Origin of the sequence: Burkholderia sp. E168m15 (assembly GCF_016586105.1) — a bacterium.
Taxonomy (GTDB): Bacteria; Pseudomonadota; Gammaproteobacteria; order Burkholderiales; family Burkholderiaceae; genus Burkholderia; species Burkholderia orbicola.
In genome coordinates, this window is record NZ_BCPO01000092.1 from 1 (window position 1) to 17,299 (window position 17,299).

At 67.9% G+C, this 17,299-nt stretch carries 18 protein-coding genes; 14 read left to right on the plus strand and 4 right to left on the minus strand.

Annotated elements, in window-relative coordinates; all coding sequences use genetic code 11:
* The 7 genes from JMF86_RS15425 to hslU form a co-directional block, all read left to right on the plus strand.
* The coding region (locus JMF86_RS15425) for a DUF484 family protein (protein ID WP_201317041.1) at nucleotides 1-178 on the plus strand (178 nt) is incomplete at its 5' end.
* A gap of 13 nt (nucleotides 179-191) precedes the next feature.
* Nucleotides 192-1,112, plus strand: a complete 921-nt coding sequence (gene xerC / locus JMF86_RS15430) for a tyrosine recombinase XerC (RefSeq protein ID WP_011546460.1) — start codon at nucleotides 192-194, stop codon at nucleotides 1,110-1,112.
* A gap of 76 nt (nucleotides 1,113-1,188) precedes the next feature.
* Nucleotides 1,189-2,403, plus strand: coding sequence for a class I SAM-dependent rRNA methyltransferase (locus tag JMF86_RS15435; RefSeq protein WP_011546461.1), 1,215 nt, complete (start codon nucleotides 1,189-1,191; stop codon nucleotides 2,401-2,403).
* Between the two features lie 191 nt (nucleotides 2,404-2,594).
* Nucleotides 2,595-3,680, plus strand: a complete 1,086-nt coding sequence (locus tag JMF86_RS15440) for a GTP-binding protein (RefSeq protein ID WP_201317042.1) — start codon at nucleotides 2,595-2,597, stop codon at nucleotides 3,678-3,680.
* A 496-nt stretch (nucleotides 3,681-4,176) separates the two neighbouring features.
* Entirely contained in the window at nucleotides 4,177-4,593 is a 417-nt protein-coding gene (gene dksA / locus JMF86_RS15445) for an RNA polymerase-binding protein DksA (RefSeq protein ID WP_006477498.1), read from the plus strand.
* A gap of 237 nt (nucleotides 4,594-4,830) precedes the next feature.
* A complete protein-coding gene (hslV, locus tag JMF86_RS15450) occupies nucleotides 4,831-5,367 on the plus strand; it encodes an ATP-dependent protease subunit HslV (RefSeq protein WP_011546463.1) in 537 nt (178 codons plus the stop codon).
* 10 nt (nucleotides 5,368-5,377) lie between these two features.
* The gene (gene hslU / locus JMF86_RS15455; RefSeq protein WP_006477496.1) at nucleotides 5,378-6,721 is read left to right on the plus strand and encodes an ATP-dependent protease ATPase subunit HslU; all 1,344 of its coding nucleotides are present in this window, start codon (nucleotides 5,378-5,380) and stop codon (nucleotides 6,719-6,721) included.
* Between the two features lie 67 nt (nucleotides 6,722-6,788).
* On the opposite strand, the gene JMF86_RS15460 is transcribed toward hslU, so the two are convergent.
* From JMF86_RS15460 to JMF86_RS15470, 3 genes are all read right to left on the minus strand, one after another.
* Nucleotides 6,789-7,331 (minus strand): response regulator transcription factor, encoded by a 543-nt coding sequence (locus tag JMF86_RS15460; protein WP_011546464.1) that lies wholly within the window; start codon nucleotides 7,329-7,331, stop codon nucleotides 6,789-6,791.
* Between the two features lie 13 nt (nucleotides 7,332-7,344).
* Nucleotides 7,345-8,775, minus strand: a complete 1,431-nt coding sequence (locus JMF86_RS15465) for an ATP-binding protein (RefSeq protein WP_011546465.1) — start codon at nucleotides 8,773-8,775, stop codon at nucleotides 7,345-7,347.
* Nucleotides 8,776-8,855: 80 nt separating this feature from the next.
* Entirely contained in the window at nucleotides 8,856-9,080 is a 225-nt protein-coding gene (locus JMF86_RS15470) for a cysteine-rich CWC family protein (RefSeq protein WP_011546466.1), read from the minus strand.
* A 293-nt stretch (nucleotides 9,081-9,373) separates the two neighbouring features.
* Between JMF86_RS15470 and argB the strand changes: the two genes are divergently transcribed.
* The 7 genes from argB to JMF86_RS15505 all read left to right on the plus strand — a co-directional run bounded on the left by argB (nucleotide 9,374) and on the right by JMF86_RS15505 (nucleotide 16,286).
* Nucleotides 9,374-10,273 carry an acetylglutamate kinase gene (gene argB, locus JMF86_RS15475; protein ID WP_006490510.1) on the plus strand — a complete coding sequence of 300 codons (900 nt, stop codon included), beginning with the start codon at nucleotides 9,374-9,376 and terminating at the stop codon, nucleotides 10,271-10,273.
* Nucleotides 10,270-11,061, plus strand: coding sequence for a pyrimidine 5'-nucleotidase (locus tag JMF86_RS15480; protein ID WP_011546467.1), 792 nt, complete (start codon nucleotides 10,270-10,272; stop codon nucleotides 11,059-11,061). The genes argB and JMF86_RS15480 overlap by 4 nt, the downstream gene beginning before the upstream one ends.
* Nucleotides 11,028-11,690, plus strand: a complete 663-nt coding sequence (gene slmA, locus JMF86_RS15485) for a nucleoid occlusion factor SlmA (RefSeq protein WP_011546468.1) — start codon at nucleotides 11,028-11,030, stop codon at nucleotides 11,688-11,690. The genes JMF86_RS15480 and slmA overlap by 34 nt, the downstream gene beginning before the upstream one ends.
* A 265-nt stretch (nucleotides 11,691-11,955) precedes the next feature.
* Complete coding sequence (locus JMF86_RS15490) at nucleotides 11,956-13,101, plus strand: homoserine O-acetyltransferase (RefSeq protein ID WP_006477489.1); 1,146 nt, start codon at nucleotides 11,956-11,958, stop codon at nucleotides 13,099-13,101.
* The gene (gene metW, locus JMF86_RS15495) at nucleotides 13,098-13,706 is read left to right on the plus strand and encodes a methionine biosynthesis protein MetW (protein ID WP_006755281.1); all 609 of its coding nucleotides are present in this window, start codon (nucleotides 13,098-13,100) and stop codon (nucleotides 13,704-13,706) included. Before JMF86_RS15490 ends, metW begins: the two co-directional genes overlap by 4 nt.
* Nucleotides 13,707-13,822: 116 nt before the next feature.
* Nucleotides 13,823-15,244, plus strand: a complete 1,422-nt coding sequence (locus JMF86_RS15500) for an AmpG family muropeptide MFS transporter (RefSeq protein ID WP_011546469.1) — start codon at nucleotides 13,823-13,825, stop codon at nucleotides 15,242-15,244.
* Nucleotides 15,234-16,286, plus strand: coding sequence for a M48 family metallopeptidase (locus JMF86_RS15505; RefSeq protein WP_011546470.1), 1,053 nt, complete (start codon nucleotides 15,234-15,236; stop codon nucleotides 16,284-16,286). The genes JMF86_RS15500 and JMF86_RS15505 overlap by 11 nt, the downstream gene beginning before the upstream one ends.
* 23 nt (nucleotides 16,287-16,309) lie before the next feature.
* Here JMF86_RS15505 and JMF86_RS15510 read toward each other — a convergent pair whose 3' ends face one another.
* Complete coding sequence (locus JMF86_RS15510) at nucleotides 16,310-17,254, minus strand: AraC family transcriptional regulator (protein ID WP_011694440.1); 945 nt, start codon at nucleotides 17,252-17,254, stop codon at nucleotides 16,310-16,312.
* Between the last annotated feature and the right edge of the window lie 45 nt (nucleotides 17,255-17,299).

A 17,299-nucleotide genomic window follows, 5' to 3' on the forward strand; every position in this document is an offset into this window, starting at 1 on the left:
GTCGGTCGCGCTGCTCGCGCTGCGCGCGCCGCTCGCCGGCAGCGATGCACCCGCGTTCGGCCTGCTGGTCCTCGGTTCGCCCGATCCGCGCCGCTTCCACGACGGGATGGCCACCGACTTCCTCGCGCAGATCGCGACGCTCGCGAGCGCCGCGCTCACGCGCCTGCTGCCGCACTGATCCGCCGCACGCGATGACTGACGATCCGATCGCCGCCTACCTGTCGAACCTGAAGCACGTCAGGCAGCTGTCGGAACACACGCTGCGCGCGTACACGCACGAACTCGACGAACTGAAGAAGCTCGCGGCCGGCCGGCCGCTCGAAGCATTGACCGCCGCCGACATGCGCGGCGCGGTCGTGCGCGGGCACGCGGCCGGACTGTCCGCGCGCTCGATCTCGCACCGCCTTTCCGCATGGCGTGCGTTCTATCGCTGGTTCGCGCAACGCGTCGAGATGCCCGCGAATCCCGTCGCCGGGGTACGCGCGCCCAAACGCGAGAAATCGCTGCCCAAGGCGCTGTCGGTCGACGATGCGGTCGCACTCATGGACGCGCCGCTCGCCGGCACGACCGAAAGCATCCGCGACCACGCGATCCTCGAGCTGTTCTATTCGTCGGGGCTGCGCCTCGCCGAACTGGTCGGGCTCGACGTCCGGTACACGCAAGCCGACGGCTACCGCTCGGCTGGCTGGCTCGATCTCGCCGAAGCCGAAGTCACCGTGCGCGGCAAGGGCAACAAGGAGCGCAAAGTGCCGGTCGGCAGCAAGGCGATCGACGCGCTGAACGCGTGGCTCGCGGTGCGCGACGAATTCGTGAAGCACGATCCGCATCCGCTGTTCGTGTCGGTGCGCGGCAACCGGATGTCGCCGGGCGTCGTGCGCGAGCGCGTGAAGCGTGCGGCGCTCGCCGCCGGCATCCCCGCCAACGTCCACCCGCACGTGTTGCGCCACTCGTTCGCGACGCACGTGCTGCAGTCGAGCGGCGACCTGCGCGCGGTGCAGGAACTGCTCGGCCACGCGAGCGTCGCCGCGACGCAGATCTATACGTCGCTCGACTTCCAGCATCTCGCGAAGATTTACGACAGCGCGCATCCGCGCGCGAAGAAGCGCGACTGACGCGCGTCCCGTGTTATCCGCCACGCGCGGCGGCCGGCACCGGCCGGCGTCGCGCGCGGCCCATTTCGATCTCATCATGCAAACCGTCACCCTCAAGCCGTCCAAGGAAAAATCGCTGCTGCGCCGCCATCCGTGGATCTACGCCAATGCGATCGACCGCGTCGACGGCAAGCCCGCGCCCGGCGCGACCGTGCTCGTGCGCGCGCACGACGGCCGCTTCCTCGCGCGCGGCGCGTACAGCCCGCAGTCGCAGATCCGCGTGCGGGTATGGAGCTTCGACGAGCACGAGCCGATCGATCACGCGTTCTTCAAGCGCCGCGTGCAGCGCGCGGTCGCGCACCGCACGACGATGGTGTCGGGCACGGGTGCGGTGCGGCTCGTGTTCGGCGAAGCCGACGGGCTGCCGGGGCTGATCGTCGACTACTACGTTGCAGATACCGCCGAAGCCGGCGCGGCGCCGCGCGGCCAGTTGGTCTGCCAGTTCATGGCCGCGGGCGTCGAAGCGTGGAAGGACGCGATCGTCGCGGCGCTCACCGGCGCGACCGGCTGCCCGAACGTGTACGAGCGCTCGGACGTGTCGATCCGCGACAAGGAAGGGCTCGAACAGACGACCGGCGTGCTGGCCGGCGACGCGCCGCCCGCGACGCTGATCGCGAACGAAAACGGCGTGCGCTATCACGTCGACGTGCCGAACGGCCACAAGACGGGCTTCTACGTCGACCAGCGCGACAACCGCGCGCTCGTCGCGCAGTACGCGGCCGACCGCGACGTGCTGAACTGCTTCTGCTACACGGGCGGCTTCTCGCTCGCGGCGCTCAAGGGCGGCGCGAAACGCGTCGTGTCGATCGATTCGTCGGGCGACGCGCTCGCGCTCGCGCAGCAGAACGTCGTGGCCAACGGCTTCGACGCGGCACGCGCGACCTGGCTCGACGCCGATGCGTTCAAGACGCTGCGCCGCCTCGTCGACGAAGGCGAGCGTTTCGACCTGATCGTGCTCGATCCGCCGAAGTTCGCGCCGACCCGCGACAGCGTCGATCGCGCGGCGCGCGCGTACAAGGACATCAACCTGAGCGGTTTCAGGCTGCTGCGTCCGGGCGGCCTGCTGTTCACGTACTCGTGCTCGGGCGCGATCGACATGGACCTGTTCCAGAAGATCGTCGCGGGCGCCGCGGCCGACGCGAAGGTCGACGCACGCATCCTGAAGCGGCTCGGCGCGGGCGTCGATCATCCGCTGCTCGCCGCGTTCCCGGAAGGCGAATATCTGAAGGGCCTGCTGTTGCAAATCGTCTGATCGCCCCGATCTAGCGCGGACAACCGCGCCCGCCCTCCGTTGGCGGCGCAGCGCCCCCGCCTGTCGTTCGGACGACGGGCGGGGGCTTGACAGGTATGTTTCAATGGATGGTTGTGCGCCCCGGCTCGCAGCGCGAGGGCGCGACGCACATCCTGGTTTTGACCCCGATTCACGAACCACAGGCGACCGACATGGCCACTCCCGTCACCATCCTTACCGGCTTCCTCGGCAGCGGCAAGACGACGCTGCTCAAGCGCATCCTGAACGAACAGCACGGCATGAAGATCGCCGTGATCGAGAACGAGTTCGGCGAAGAGAACATCGACAACGAAATCCTCGTGCAGGATTCGAACGAGCAGATCATCCAGATGAGCAACGGCTGCATCTGCTGCACGATCCGCGGCGACCTCGCCCGCGCGCTCGGCGATCTGGCCGCGAAGAAGCGCGAGGGCAAGCTCGACTTCGACCGCATCGTGATCGAGACGACCGGCCTCGCGAACCCGGGCCCCGTCGCACAAACGTTCTTCATCGACAGCGAAATCGCCGACGACTTCCTGCTGGACGCGGTCATCACGCTGGTCGACGCGAAGCACGCGAACGCGCAGCTCGACGAACACGAGGTGGTGCAGCGCCAGGTCGGTTTCGCCGATCGCCTGTTCATCACGAAGTCGGATCTCGTCGACGACCAGACCGTCGCGGGCCTCAAGCACCGCCTGATGCACATGAACCCGAAGGCCGCGATCAAGGTCGTGAATTTCGGCGAAGCGGACATCAAGGAAATCTTCGACCTGCGCGGCTTCAACCTGAACGCGAAGCTCGAGATCGATCCCGATTTCCTCGCCGAGGACGATCACGCGCACGATCATCACGATCACGACCATGATCACGATCACACGAATTGCGACCACGATCACGGCCAATGCGCGCACGATCACGACCACGGCCACCACCACCACAATCATCACCACGCGCACCACGACGACAAGATCAAGTCGTTCGTGTATCGCAACGACCGCCCGTTCGACCCGAACAAGCTGGAAGACTTCCTCGGCGGCATCCTGCAGATCTACGGCGAGCGGATGCTGCGCTACAAGGGCGTGCTGTACATGAAGGGCGTCGACCGCAAGGTCGTGTTCCAGGGCGTGCACCAGATGATGGGCAGCGACCTCGCGGCGAAGTGGCTGCCGGTCGAGAAGAAGACCAACAAGATGGTGTTCATCGGCGTCGACCTGCCGCAGGACCTGATCACCGACGGCCTCGACGCCTGCCTCGCCTGACCCGTGCGGGCGCCCGCCGTGCGCCCGCTGCCCGGCCGCCCGCACCGGCGGCCGCGGCGGTCGGGCGGCGCCTTTTCCGGGCAGGGTTTCGCCGTCATCGCTTTTTCGCGATTTGCGCGTTATATTTTCTAGATATTGGCGCAGCCGACGGGGATCGACCCGATACGGCGCCCGCTTGCGATTCAGTTACAATACGTGCCCGCTGGAGTACGGCAACAAACAGGCCCGGTTCTTGCTGAACCAGTTTTCCGGGCATCGCAACCGCGCCGGATCGCCAATCCGCCTCCCGGCCGCGGCCGATGCGATGTGCCGCGCAGCACACCGGTTCGCAGCGCGCGCAAATCCGCGCCAGGCCTATCCTGGTATTTGAGAACCGGTTTTCCAGAGGCTTTCGGCCCCGCGGCGGCAAATCGCAAGTGATTGCAAGCGCGGTTGCGGGTAATCCCAAAGTGCAGGCAATATCTCTCGATTTGCCGCACATTGAAGAAGCAAGCAGATGACGAAGAAACTCTTGACCGAAGCCGAAATCCTGAAGATGAGCGACAAGGATTACATGAATGAGGATCAGCTCGCCTTCTTCAAAAATCGGCTCGAACAGTTGCAGGCGGACATCCTCAAGAATGCAGGCCAGACGACCGAGAACCTGCGCGAGACGGTGATCGTCCCCGATCCCGCCGACCGCGCGACGATCGAGGAAGAGCACGCGCTCGAGCTGCGTACGCGTGATCGCGAACGCAAGCTCCTCAAGAAGGTTCAGCAGTCGCTCGCCCGCATCGACTCCGGCGATTACGGCTGGTGTGAGGAAACCGGCGAGCCGATCGGCATTCCGCGCCTGCTCGCGCGTCCGACCGCCACGCTGTCGCTCGAGGCGCAGGAACGCCGCGAGTTGCGCCAGAAGCTGTTCGGCGACTGATCGAGCGGCATTCCGCTCAAACACGCTGCTTCCCGAAAGCGCGCGGCCTGCCGCGCGCTTTTTGTTTTTCCGGCACCGGTTCCCGGCCGCCGGCCGATTTGCCTTCCCCTCTTGATATCCCGGCGCCCGCCCTAAAATGAAACGGACGCGCGCCGGGCCGCTCCCCGGCGCACTGCGGATTCACGCGGCGGCGCGTCGCGTCGCCCGACTCTTCCCCGTTTTTCTCAAGGAACGCAGATGGAGCAATTTCACGGCACGACCATCGTTTCGGTCCGGCGCGGCGACAAGGTCGCGCTCGGCGGCGACGGCCAGGTAACCCTCGGCAACATCGTCATGAAGGGTGGCGCGCGGAAAGTGCGGCGGATCTACAACAACCAGGTGCTGGTCGGATTCGCGGGCGGCACCGCCGATGCGTTCTCGCTCCTCGACCGCTTCGAGGCGAAGCTCGAGAAGCACCAGGGCAACCTGACCCGCGCGGCCGTCGAGCTCGCGAAGGACTGGCGCACCGACCGGATGCTGCGCCGCCTCGAGGCGATGCTGATCACGGCCGATGCCACCACCACGCTCGTCATCACCGGCAACGGCGACGTGCTCGATCCCGAAGGCGGCATCTGCGCGATCGGCTCGGGCGGCGCGTACGCGCAGGCCGCGGCCCGCGCGCTCGTCGAGAACACCGACCTGTCGCCGCGCGACATCGTCGAGAAGTCGCTCGGGATCGCGGGCGACATGTGCATCTACACGAACCACAACCGCATCATCGAAACGATCGAGTAAGGACAGCCCCATGAGCACCATGACCCCTGCCGAGATCGTCTCGGAACTCGACAAGCACATCATCGGCCAGGCGAAGGCGAAGAAGGCCGTCGCCGTCGCGCTGCGTAACCGCTGGCGCCGCCAGCAGGTCGCCGAGCCGCTGCGCCAGGAAATCACGCCGAAGAACATCCTGATGATCGGGCCGACGGGCGTCGGCAAGACCGAAATCGCGCGCCGCCTCGCGAAGCTCGCCGACGCGCCGTTCATCAAGATCGAAGCGACCAAGTTCACCGAAGTCGGCTACGTCGGCCGCGACGTCGACAGCATCGTGCGCGACCTGATCGAGATCTCGGTCAAGCAGACGCGCGAAGCCGAAATGCGCAAGGTGCGCAGCAAGGCCACCGACCAGGCGGAAGACCGCATCCTCGACATCCTGCTGCCGCAGCCGCGCGCGGTGGGCTTCGGCGGCAATGCCGAGCACGCGAACGACGACAACAACGCGACGCGCCAGACCTTCCGCAAGCGCCTGCGCGAAGGCCAGCTCGACGACAAGGAAGTCGAGCTCGACCTCGAGCAGCCGTCGGTCGGCATGGACATCATGGCGCCGCCGGGGATGGAAGAGATGACCGAGCAGATCCGCTCGATGTTCTCGAACCTCGGCAGCGGCAAGAAGCAGCGCCGCAAGGTGAAGATCAAGGAAGCGCTGAAGCTGCTGACCGACGAGGAAGCGGCGAAGATGCTCAACGAAGAGGAAGTGAAGACGAAGGCCGTGCAGAACGTCGAGCAGAACGGCATCGTGTTCCTCGACGAGATCGACAAGATCACGTCGCGCAACAACGAAGGCAGCGGCGGCGAAGTGTCGCGCCAGGGCGTGCAGCGCGACCTGCTGCCGCTCGTCGAAGGCACGACGGTCAACACGAAGTACGGGATGGTGAAGACCGATCACATCCTGTTCATCGCGAGCGGCGCGTTCCACCTCGCGAAGCCGAGCGACCTGATTCCCGAACTGCAAGGCCGCTTCCCGATCCGCGTCGAGCTCGATTCGCTGTCGGTCGAAGATTTCGAGGCGATCCTCGATGCGACCGACGCGAGCCTCGTCAAGCAGTACCAGGCGCTGCTCGCGACCGAAGACGTGCAGCTCGAATTCGCCGCGGACGGCATCCGGCGCCTCGCCGAGATCGCGTTCGCGGTCAACGAGAAAACCGAGAACATCGGCGCGCGCCGGCTGTACACGGTGATCGAGAAGCTGCTCGAGGAAGTGTCGTTCTCGGCCGGCAACCACGCCGGCGAGCGCGTGACGATCGACGCGAAGTACGTCGACCGTGCGCTCGGCGAAGTGGCGCAGGACGAGGACCTGTCGCGCTACGTGCTGTAACGCGCGCAGTGCTTGATGAGAGACGGGCGGCCCCTTCCGGGGCCGCCCGTTTTCGTTGGTGCGCCGCTTACTGCCGGACCGGCTTCTTCGCGAGCTTGCGCTGCAGCGTGCGGCGGTGCATGTTCAGCGCCCGCGCGGTGGCCGAGATGTTGTTGTTGTTCTCCGCCAGCACGCGCTGGATGTGCTCCCATTCGAGCCGGTCCACCGACAGCACGACCGGATTCTCGAGCGCCTCGTCGGCCTGCACTTCGGTCGCGTTGGTCTGCAGCGCGGCCAGGATCGACTCGACGTTCGCCGGCTTCGCGAGGTAGTTGTCGGCGCCCTCCTTCACGGCCTGCACGGCGGTCGCAATGCTCGCGTAGCCGGTCAGCACGAGAATGCGCGCATCGGGCTGCAGGTCGCACAGCGGCGCGATCAGGCTCAGCCCCGAATCCTCGCCGAGATGCAGGTCGACGGTGATGAACTGGAACTTGCCGCCCGCCGCAAGCCGCAGCGCCGTCTCCTTGTCGTGCGCCTGCTGGACCGCGTAACCGCGGCGCTCGAGGCCGCGCGCGAGCGTGCCCGCGAACACCTCGTTGTCGTCGATCACCAGGAAATTGTTCTCGCTCATGTGGTTTCTCCGTCTACGTGTTGGTTGAGGCCGCCGGCATCGCGACGCGCACGACCGGCAGGCGCAGCACGGCCCGCGTGCCGCGCCCGGCCGCGGCGACGGCCGGGCGGCTGTCCGGCGCGCCGGCCGGCCGTTCGGCTGCACGTGCACCCGTGCGCGATCCCGCGCGTTGTCCCGATACGGCCGCCGCGTGGCCATTTGCCGCACCGCCGGCCCGCCCGTTGCCGCCCGCCGCGCGCGGCGTGACGTCGGACAGTTCGATCTCGCCGCCGAGCCGCGCGGCCGCACTGAACGCGAGATACAGGCCGACGCCGTGCCCGCCCTGCGTGCTGTCGACCGGCATCGCGCCGAGCGATTCGCGCAGCGCGGCCGGAATGCCGGGCCCGTCGTCGCATACCTCGAATTCGATTTCGTCGGCCGTGCCGCCATGCGCGACCTTCGCGGCGAGCGTCACGCGCTGCGGGCTCGCGCGCGCGGCGTTGTCGAGCAGGATCGTCAGGATCTGGCCGGCCGCGACCGTATCGTCGAGCGCGACGCCGGCCGGGCGCGCGCCGAGCAGCTCGAACTGCACGTGCGGATGCCGCAGGCGCCAGTGCTCGACGAACGTGTCGAGCCAGTCGTCCACCGGCTGGCGGCTCGCCGACGTGCTCGCGCGGCTGCGCAGGCGCGCGAGCGCCGACGTGCAGAGCGTCATCTGTTCCTCGAGCACCTTCAGGTCGGCGTCGTAGCGCGCGAGCCCCGGATCGGAGCGCGCCGCGTCGCGCAATTCCTCGGCGAGCATCGCGATCGTCGACAGCGGCGTGCCCATTTCATGCGCGACGGTGGCGGCCTGCACGCCGAGCGCGACGGCCCGCTCGTCGCGCAGCAGATGCGCCTGCGCCTCGCCGAGCGCCGCGTCGCGCTGGCGCAGCGCGTTCGACATGCGCGCGACGAACCACGCGATCAGCCCGACGCTGACCATGAAGTTCACCCACATGCCGGTACGGTAGTAATCGAACAGGTTCGCCGGGTTGTCCATGTTGAGCGGCACCGAATCGAAGCCGAGCGCCGCGTAGCAGGCGACCGCGAACGCCGCGAGCCAGATCATCAGGTGCCACGGCAGCACGGCCGCCGCGATCGCGAGCGACGGCAGGTACAGCGACACGAACGGGTTGGTCGTCCCGCCCGACAGGAACAGCAGCGCGGACAGCGCACCGAGGTCGACCCACAGCTGGCCGAGCAGCTCGAAATTGGTCTCGGGCCGCGCGCGCAGCACGCGCACCCAGGTCAGCGCGTTGAAAACGATTTCGAGCGCGATGACCATCAGCATCGCGGGCAACGGCAGATGCACGCCGAAATAGGTCTGCACGACGCCGATCGTCACGAGCTGGCCGATGATCGCGAGATTGCGGAGCCAGAACAGGTGACCGAGGTTGACGCGCCCGGTGGTGGTGATTCGTTGCATCCGGGCAGTTTACCCGTTTAGCGCCCGGCGCCTCTAGCGGGGCCGGATCGATGCACACGAACGGGCGCGGCGAGGCGCCATCAACCGGCCGCGCCGGCCATGCGCTGCGCGATCTCGTCGGCCAGGCACTCGGGGCATCGGCACCGCGCGCCGGCCGCGGGCGGCGTGCCGCCGGGCGGCACCGGCATCGCCGCGCACCAGCAGTCGAACGGCTGCGTATGCGCGCCGCAGTCGAAGCCGCGCCCGCAGTGCGGGCAGCGCGCACGGCGCGGGGCGGAACGGGCGTCGGCGGCGGAATCGGTCATGGCGCAATCGCGGAAGCGGGCGGGACATCGCCCCACGCGACAAGCATAGCGCGACGGCTGGATTTTGCACGCCGGCCGCCCGGCCGAACGCCATCGGAAACGCACGTTGGCCAGCCCTCCGCCGCCGCCCGCGCGACGCCGCCCGAATCGCGCCGCGCCATAGCCGGCGGGCCGCCGCGTGCGATGCCGCGCCGCGCCGCCGGGGCGCCGGCCGGCCCAAAAACCCGATGCTGCGCTGCGCCACTCCTGTACAATTCGCCCTGTTTCAACCGTTCCCAGCCAGAGCCGCCGCCATGTCCGAGCCCATCGACCTCTCGCAGATCGCCCCCACGCTGAAAGCAGAAATCCTCGCGGAGGCGCTGCCGTACATCCGTCGTTACCACGGCAAGACCGTGGTCATCAAATACGGCGGCAACGCGATGACGGAAGAGCGGCTCAAGCAGGGCTTCGCGCGCGACGTGATCCTGCTGAAACTGGTCGGCATCAACCCGGTGATCGTCCACGGCGGCGGTCCGCAGATCGATCACGCGCTGAAGAAGATCGGCAAGGCCGGCACCTTCATCCAGGGCATGCGCGTCACCGACGAAGAGACGATGGAAGTCGTCGAATGGGTGCTGGGCGGCGAAGTGCAGCAGGACATCGTGATGCTGATCAATCACTTCGGCGGCCACGCGGTGGGCCTGACGGGCAAGGACGGCGGCCTGATCCACGCACGCAAGCTGCTGATGCCGGACCGCGACAACCCGGGCCAGTACATCGACATCGGCCAGGTCGGCGAAGTCGAGGCGATCAACCCGGCGGTCGTGAAGGCGCTGCAGGACGACGCGTTCATCCCGGTGATCTCGCCGATCGGCTTCGGCGAGGACGGCCTGTCGTACAACATCAACGCCGACCTCGTCGCGGGCAAGCTGGCCACGGTGCTGAACGCCGAGAAGCTGCTGATGATGACCAACATCCCCGGCGTGATGGACAAGGACGGCAACCTGCTGACCGACCTGTCCGCCCGCGAGATCGACGCGCTGTTCGAGGACGGCACGATCTCCGGCGGCATGCTGCCGAAGATCTCGTCGGCACTCGACGCCGCGAAGAGCGGCGTGAAGTCGGTGCACATCGTCGACGGCCGGATCGAGCATTCGGTGCTGCTGGAAATCCTGACCGAGCAGCCGTTCGGCACGATGATCCGCTCGCATTGAGCGCGCGCCGCCCGCCTGCCAGCCCCGACCTGCCGGCCCCGCTGCGGCGCCGGCGCATCTCGCGCAGCCGGCCGCGCGCCGGCGCGCCCGTCTGGCTGTTCGATCTCGACAACACGCTGCACCACGCGTCGCACGCGATCTTTCCGGAGATCAACCGTGCGATGACGCAATACATCATCGACGCGCTGCAGGTCGGGCGCGCCGAAGCCGACCGCCTGCGCAACGGCTACACCGAGCGCTACGGCGCCGCGCTGCTCGGCCTCACGCGCCATCATCCGATCGACCCGCACGATTTCCTGCGCGTGGTCCACACGTTTTCCGACCTGCCCGCGATGGTGCGCGCCGAGCGTGGCCTCGCGCGCATCGTCGCCGCGCTGCCGGGCCGCAAGCTGATCCTGACCAACGCGCCGGAAAACTATGCGCGCGCGGTGCTGCGCGAGTTGGGCATCGAGCGGCTGTTCGAGCGCGTGATCGCGATCGAGCACATGCGCGACCGCCGCATGTGGCGCGCGAAGCCCGACCACGCGATGCTGCGCCGGACGCTGCGCGCCGCGCATGCGCGGTTCGCCGACGCGATCCTCGTCGAGGATACGCGCAGCCACCTGAAGCGCTACAAGCGTCTGGGCATCCGCACGGTATGGATCACCGGCCACCTGCCCGGCCATCTGCCGGCGACCGGACGCCCGCATTATGTCGACCAGCGCATTCGTTCGTTAAAATCGCTGCGACTGGGCACACGATCGGGGCGACAAAAATGCAGCCGACTTACCCGCAGGACCAAGCCGTAACGGAAAGCCAGGCCACACCCTCCCGCCCGCGCCCGAAGCCGGGCGAGCGCCGCGTCATGATCCTGCAGACGCTCGCGGCGATGCTCGAGGCCCCGAAACCCGAGAAAATCACGACCGCCGCGCTCGCGGCCCGGCTCGACGTGTCGGAAGCCGCGCTGTACCGGCACTTCGCCAGCAAGGCGAAGATGTACGAAGGGTTGATCGAGTTCATCGAGCAGGCGCTGTTCGGGCTCGTCAACCAGATCGTCGCGAAGGAGCCGAACGGCGTGCTGCAGGCCCGCACGATCGCGCTGACGATGCTCAATTTCGCCGCAAAGAACCCGGGCATGACGCGCGTGCTGACCGGCGAGGCGCTGGTCGGCGAGGACGAGCGGCTCACCGAGCGCGTGAACCAGCTGCTCGACCGCATCGAGGCGACCGTCAAGCAATGCCTGCGCGTCGCGCGCACCGAGGCGCAGGCGCCCGATGGCGCGACGCCGTTCGTGCTGCCGGCCGACTACGATCCCGGCGCCCGCGCGAGCCTGCTCGTCAGCTACGTGATCGGCCGGTGGCATCGGTTCGCCAAAGGCGGGTTCCAGAAGCCGCCGGGCGAGCAGGCCGATGCGCATCTGCGGTTGATCCTGCAGTGACCGGCGCGTGACGGTACGCCCGCCATGCGCCCGAATCCGGGCCTCGCAATTTCCGCTATACTTTGCCGACTGTCGCCTCACGGGCGGCAGGTCGGAAGCGCGCCGATTTGCTGACTCGATTGCGGGCGCGCGAACCGGCCAGGGCGTGGCTGTGCGCTTGCCTTGGCGGTTCACTACAAATGCGGCTAAAGAGGTCGTCAGCCGCGCACCTTCGCCTCCGCGCATCGCCGACACCATTTAGCCGCCCAGTCATAAGGCGGAACGAATGGAATCGATCGGCATCGTCGCTCCACAGACCATGCACTTCGCCGAACCGCTGCGCTTGCAAAGCGGCAGCGTGCTCGGCAACTATCAGCTCGTCGTCGAGACGTACGGCGAGCTCAACGCCGCGCGCTCGAACGCGGTGCTCGTCTGCCACGCGCTCAACGCGTCGCACCACGTCGCCGGCGTCTACGCGGACGATCCGCGCAGCACCGGCTGGTGGGACAACATGGTCGGCCCGGGCAAGCCGCTCGACACCAACCGCTTCTTCGTGATCGGCGTGAACAACCTCGGCTCGTGCTTCGGCTCGACCGGCCCGATGAGCATCGATCCGTCGACCGGCAAGCCGTACGGCGCCAAGTTTCCGGTGGTGACCGTCGAGGACTGGGTGCATGCGCAGGCGCGCGTCGCCGACGCATTCGGCATCGAGCGCTTCGCCGCAGTGATGGGCGGCAGCCTCGGCGGCATGCAGGCGCTCGCATGGAGCCTGATGTATCCGGAACGCGTCGCGCACTGCATCGACATCGCGTCGACGCCGAAGCTGTCCGCGCAGAACATCGCGTTCAACGAGGTCGCGCGCTCGGCGATCCTGTCCGATCCCGATTTCCACGGCGGCGACTACTACGCGCACGGCGTGAAGCCGAAGCGCGGCCTGCGCGTCGCGCGGATGATCGGTCACATCACGTACCTGTCCGACGACGACATGGCCGAGAAATTCGGCCGCGCGCTGCGCCGCGCCGACGGCGCGCTCGACGCGTACAACTTCAGCTTCGACGTCGAGTTCGAGGTCGAATCGTACCTGCGCTACCAGGGCGACAAGTTCGCCGACTACTTCGACGCGAACACGTACCTGCTGATCACGCGCGCGCTCGACTACTTCGATCCGGCGAAGGCGTTCGACGGCAACCTGACGGCCGCGCTCGCGCACACGCAGGCGAAGTACCTGATCGCGAGCTTCTCGACCGACTGGCGCTTCGCGCCGGCGCGTTCGCGCGAGATCGTGAAGGCGCTGCTCGACAACAAGCGCACGGTCAGCTACGCGGAAATCGATGCGCCGCACGGTCACGACGCATTCCTGCTCGACGACGCGCGCTATCACAACCTGCTTCGCGCGTATTACGAACGAATCGCCAACGAGGTGGGAGCATGAACCAGCAAGCACTGAACTCCCTGTCCGCGCGCGCGGACTTCCGCACGATCGCGCGCTGGGTCGAGCCGCGCTCGACCGTGCTCGACCTTGGCTGCGGTGACGGCTCGCTGCTCGCGCTGCTGATGGAGGAGCTGGACGTCACCGGCTACGGGATCGAACTGAACGACGCGGGCGTGCTCGCGAGCGCGAAGAACGGCATCAACGTGATCCAGCAGAACCTCGAGGATGGCCTGCGCCTGTTCGAGGACCACAGCTTCGACATCGCGATCCTGTCGCAAACGCTGCAAACGATCCACCAGACGGCCGCGATCCTGCGCGAAACGGCGCGCGTGGGCCGCGAGTGCATCGTGTCGTTCCCGAACTTCGGCTACTGGCCGCACCGGCTGTCGGTGCTGAACGGCCGGATGCCGGTGTCGAAGTCGCTGCCTTACCAGTGGCACAACACGCCGAACGTGCGGGTGCTGACGATCGAGGATTTCGAGGCGCTGGCGCCCGAAGTGGGCGTGACGATTCTCGACCGCGTCGTGCTGCACGAAGGCCAGCCGATTCGATGGGGAGCGAACTGGCGTGGTAGTCTTGCTGTCTATCGCGTCAAGCGCAGCTGAGCCGGGGAGCCGTTGACGGAAGATCCGGCCCGCCCACGCGCGCGGCCGCCCCTCCTGCGCCGTGCGCGCCGCCTGCGCTGCCGCCGCCGTCAGTCAACGCTACCCAGTTCCTGTCCATGTCGAAAACGCCACACGAGGCGCCCGCACTCACCGCTCACGAGGATCACCCCGGCTGGCGCGCCTATCTGAACACGCACATGCTGATCTGCGTGTTCCTGGGCTTCACGTCGGGGCTGCCCCTCTTCACGCTCGTCTACCTCGTGCAGGCATGGCTGCGCTCCGAGGGTGTAAACCTGAAGGAAATCGGCCTGTTCGCGCTGATCCAGTTCCCGTATACGTGGAAGTTCCTGTGGGCGCCGCTGATGGACCGCTACATCCCGCGCCTGCCCGGCTGGCGGCCGGGCCGCCGGCGCGGCTGGCTGCTGCTCACGCAGCTGCTGGTCGCCGGCGCGATCGCCGCGCTCGGCTTCGTGTCGCCGCGCGACTCGATCTGGACGGTCGCCGCGCTCACCACGCTCGTCGCATTCTTCGGCGCGAGCGCCGACATCGTGATCGACGCGTATCGCCGCGAGCTGCTGCGCGACACCGAGCAGGGCCTCGGCAACGCGGTGCACGTGAACGCGTACAAGCTCGCCGCGCTGATTCCCGGTTCGCTCGCGCTGATCCTGTCCGACCACCTGCCGTGGGACGCGGTATTCGCGATCACCGGCGCGTTCATGCTGCCGGGCATCCTGATGACGCTCGTCGTGCGCGAGCCGGAAGTGGTCGGCACGCCGCCGCGCAACCTGCGCGACGCGATCGTGCTGCCGTTCCGCGAATTCATCCAGCGCGACGGCTGGGCCGGCGCGCTGCTCGTCATCGCGTTCATCTTCCTGTTCAAGATCGGCGACACGATGGCCACCACGCTGTCGACGTCGTTCTTCCTCGACATCGGCTTCTCGCGCACCGAGATCGGCATCGTCGCGAAGACCACCGCGCTCGTCGCGAGCGTCGCCGGCGGCATCATCGGCGGCATCTGGCTCGTGAAGATCGGCATCGGCCGCGGGCTGTGGATCTTCGGCGCGCTGCAGATGGTGTCGACGCTCGGCTTCGCGTGGCTCGCGCAGCTCGGCCCCGGCTCGCCGGTGCTCGCGATGCTGTACGACTTCACGGTCGCGGCCAGCCACGCGCTCGCGTCGTTCATGTCGGTGTTCGGTATCGAGATCACGCCGAAGCTGAGCCCGATGACGGTCGCGCTCGCGCTCGTCTACGGCTTCGAAACCTTCACGACCGGCCTCACGATGGCCGCGTTCGTCGCATATATCGCGAGCACGACCGACCCGCGCTACACGGCCACGCAGTTCGCGCTGTTCACGAGCCTCGCGTCGGTGCCGCGTACGCTCGCATCGGCCGCGAGCGGCTTCGTCGTCGCGAAGATCGGCTGGTACGACTATTTCATCGTGTGCACCGCGCTCGCGGTTCCCGGCATGCTGCTGCTGTTCAGGATCGCGCCATGGAACGGTGCCGCGCGCGACGGCGAGGCGAGCCGTGCGCGGTAACCGCCTGCATCGTCTCGCACGCGTGACGGCTGCGTTGAGCGTCGGCGCCGCGGCATTCACCGCGACGAGTGCGCACGCGACCGACATCGGCGCGACGGCTGCGGGCTCCGCACCGGCCGCCGCGCAGGCGACGCCGCCCGCCCCCGCCACGTCTGCCGCGCCCGTCCCGCCGTCCGCCGCCGAAGGCGCGCAGCCGACCGGCGCCGCGGTGCCGGCGAAGGCCTATACGCCGACGCCGCAGCAGGTCCGCTACGGCAACGCGATCGCGTTCCGCACGCTGATCCCGTCGCCGCTGCTCGAACAGCTCACCGCGAACGAATACGCGCAGATCGTGCAGACGGCCGCCGACAGCAACCGCCTGCTGCCCGCGAACCAGCCGCGCGTGAAACGCCTGCGCGCGATCGTCGCGAAGCTCGCGCCGTATTCGGTGAAGTGGAACGACCGCGTGAAAAGCTGGGCGTGGGACGTCAACGCGATCCGCTCGCGCGACATCCGCCTGACTTGCCTGCCGGGCGGCAAGGTGCTGGTGTACGGCGGCATGCTCGACCGCGTACGCCTGAACGACGACGAACTCGGCGTGCTGCTCGCGCACGGCATCGCGCATGCGCTGCGCGAACACGCGCGCAGCAACTTCAGCGTGACCTCGCAGACGTCGCTGCGCGCGGCCGCGCTGCCGCCGCTGTTCGGCGTCGGCGATCCGCTGCCGCAGGCGCTGAATCTCGGCGAGCGTCTGCAGTCGCTCCACTACGATCCGACCGACGAAACCGAAGCCGACGTGATCGGCGGCGACATCGCCGCACGCGCGGGCTTCGATCCGCGCGCGGCGATCACGCTGTGGGACAAGCTCGCGGTCGCGACGCGCGCGAACAAGGCGTCGGGCTTCATCTACACGCACCCGTACAGCGCCGCGCGCCGCCAGGATCTGCTGAACCGGCTGCCGGACCTGATGCCGCTGTACGCGAAGGCGACGGGCAAACGCGTCGAATCGCTGCCCGACTATGCGGGCATCAGCGCGCAGCGGCGCAAGATCGTGCGGCGCTGAGCCGCCGCGCGAGACCCGGGACGCTATGCGTCCGCGTCGGCCATCGCCGGGCGCACCCCGCTGTCACGCATCCAGCGCACATCATCCGCGGGGCTGCGGCCGAACAGCCGCTTGAACTCGCGACTGAACTGCGACGCGCTCGCATAGCCGACCCGCGCGGCTGCCGCGCCGGCGCCCAGTCCGTCGCGCACCATCATCAGCCGCGCCTGGTGCAGCCGCGCGGTCTTCACGTACTGCATCGGCGACGTCGCCGTCACGTGCTTGAACTGCGCGTGAAACACCGCGAGGCTCATCCCGGCTTCGCGGGCAAGCGTCTCGACGTCGAGATCGGCCCTCAGCTCCGCATGGATGCGCCGCAGCGCCTTCGCGATGCGGCCGAAATGATGCTGCTGCACGAGCGCCGCGCGCATCGCGTCGCCCTGCTCGCCGGTCAGCACGCGATACGCGATCTCGCGCATGATCGCCGGCCCCAGCACGCGCGTGTCGTGCGGCGACGCGAGTGCTTCGAGCAACCGCACGACCGCATCGGCCAGCGGCGCGTCGAGCGGCGTCGAATAGACGCCGAGCGGCTCGCTGATCGCCGCGCCGAGCGTCTCGTCGAGCAGGATCGCGAGCTCGGCGATCACGGCGAGATCGACGCGGATCGAGATCGCGAGAAACGGCTCGTCCATGCTCGCGAAGGTTTCGCATTCGAACGGCAGCGGCACCGACAGCACCAGGTATTGCTGCGCGTCGTACACGAACGAGCGGTCGCCGAGATAGCCGAGCTTGCGACCCTGGCACACGACGATGATGCTCGGCTCGTACAGCACGGGCATGCGCGGCGCGGGACGGCTCACGCGGAGCAAGCGCACGCCGTCGAGCGCCGCGAGCGTGTCGCCCTCGTTCGGCGCGAGGCGCGTGTGCAGCTCGATCATGCGGCGCTGCACGCGGTCGCCCGAGTCGGCAAAAAGGGGCTGGAAGCTCATCTGCGTGGTCCTGTCCGGCAAGAGAATCTGGCTCGCAATTTAGCA

Coding starts and splice junctions, on each gene's coding strand:
- hslV (WP_011546463.1), top strand. CDS start 4,831: ATGGAGCAATTTCACGGCACGACCATCGTTTCGGTCCGGCGCGGCGAC.
- JMF86_RS15470 (WP_011546466.1), bottom strand. CDS start 9,080: ATGACCGATTCCGCCGCCGACGCCCGTTCCGCCCCGCGCCGTGCGCGC.
- dksA (WP_006477498.1), top strand. CDS start 4,177: ATGACGAAGAAACTCTTGACCGAAGCCGAAATCCTGAAGATGAGCGAC.
- JMF86_RS15460 (WP_011546464.1), bottom strand. CDS start 7,331: ATGAGCGAGAACAATTTCCTGGTGATCGACGACAACGAGGTGTTCGCG.
- JMF86_RS15500 (WP_011546469.1), top strand. CDS start 13,823: ATGTCGAAAACGCCACACGAGGCGCCCGCACTCACCGCTCACGAGGAT.
- metW (WP_006755281.1), top strand. CDS start 13,098: ATGAACCAGCAAGCACTGAACTCCCTGTCCGCGCGCGCGGACTTCCGC.
- hslU (WP_006477496.1), top strand. CDS start 5,378: ATGAGCACCATGACCCCTGCCGAGATCGTCTCGGAACTCGACAAGCAC.
- argB (WP_006490510.1), top strand. CDS start 9,374: ATGTCCGAGCCCATCGACCTCTCGCAGATCGCCCCCACGCTGAAAGCA.
- xerC (WP_011546460.1), top strand. CDS start 192: ATGACTGACGATCCGATCGCCGCCTACCTGTCGAACCTGAAGCACGTC.
- slmA (WP_011546468.1), top strand. CDS start 11,028: ATGCAGCCGACTTACCCGCAGGACCAAGCCGTAACGGAAAGCCAGGCC.
- JMF86_RS15510 (WP_011694440.1), bottom strand. CDS start 17,254: ATGAGCTTCCAGCCCCTTTTTGCCGACTCGGGCGACCGCGTGCAGCGC.
- JMF86_RS15435 (WP_011546461.1), top strand. CDS start 1,189: ATGCAAACCGTCACCCTCAAGCCGTCCAAGGAAAAATCGCTGCTGCGC.
- JMF86_RS15440 (WP_201317042.1), top strand. CDS start 2,595: ATGGCCACTCCCGTCACCATCCTTACCGGCTTCCTCGGCAGCGGCAAG.
- JMF86_RS15490 (WP_006477489.1), top strand. CDS start 11,956: ATGGAATCGATCGGCATCGTCGCTCCACAGACCATGCACTTCGCCGAA.
- JMF86_RS15465 (WP_011546465.1), bottom strand. CDS start 8,775: ATGCAACGAATCACCACCACCGGGCGCGTCAACCTCGGTCACCTGTTC.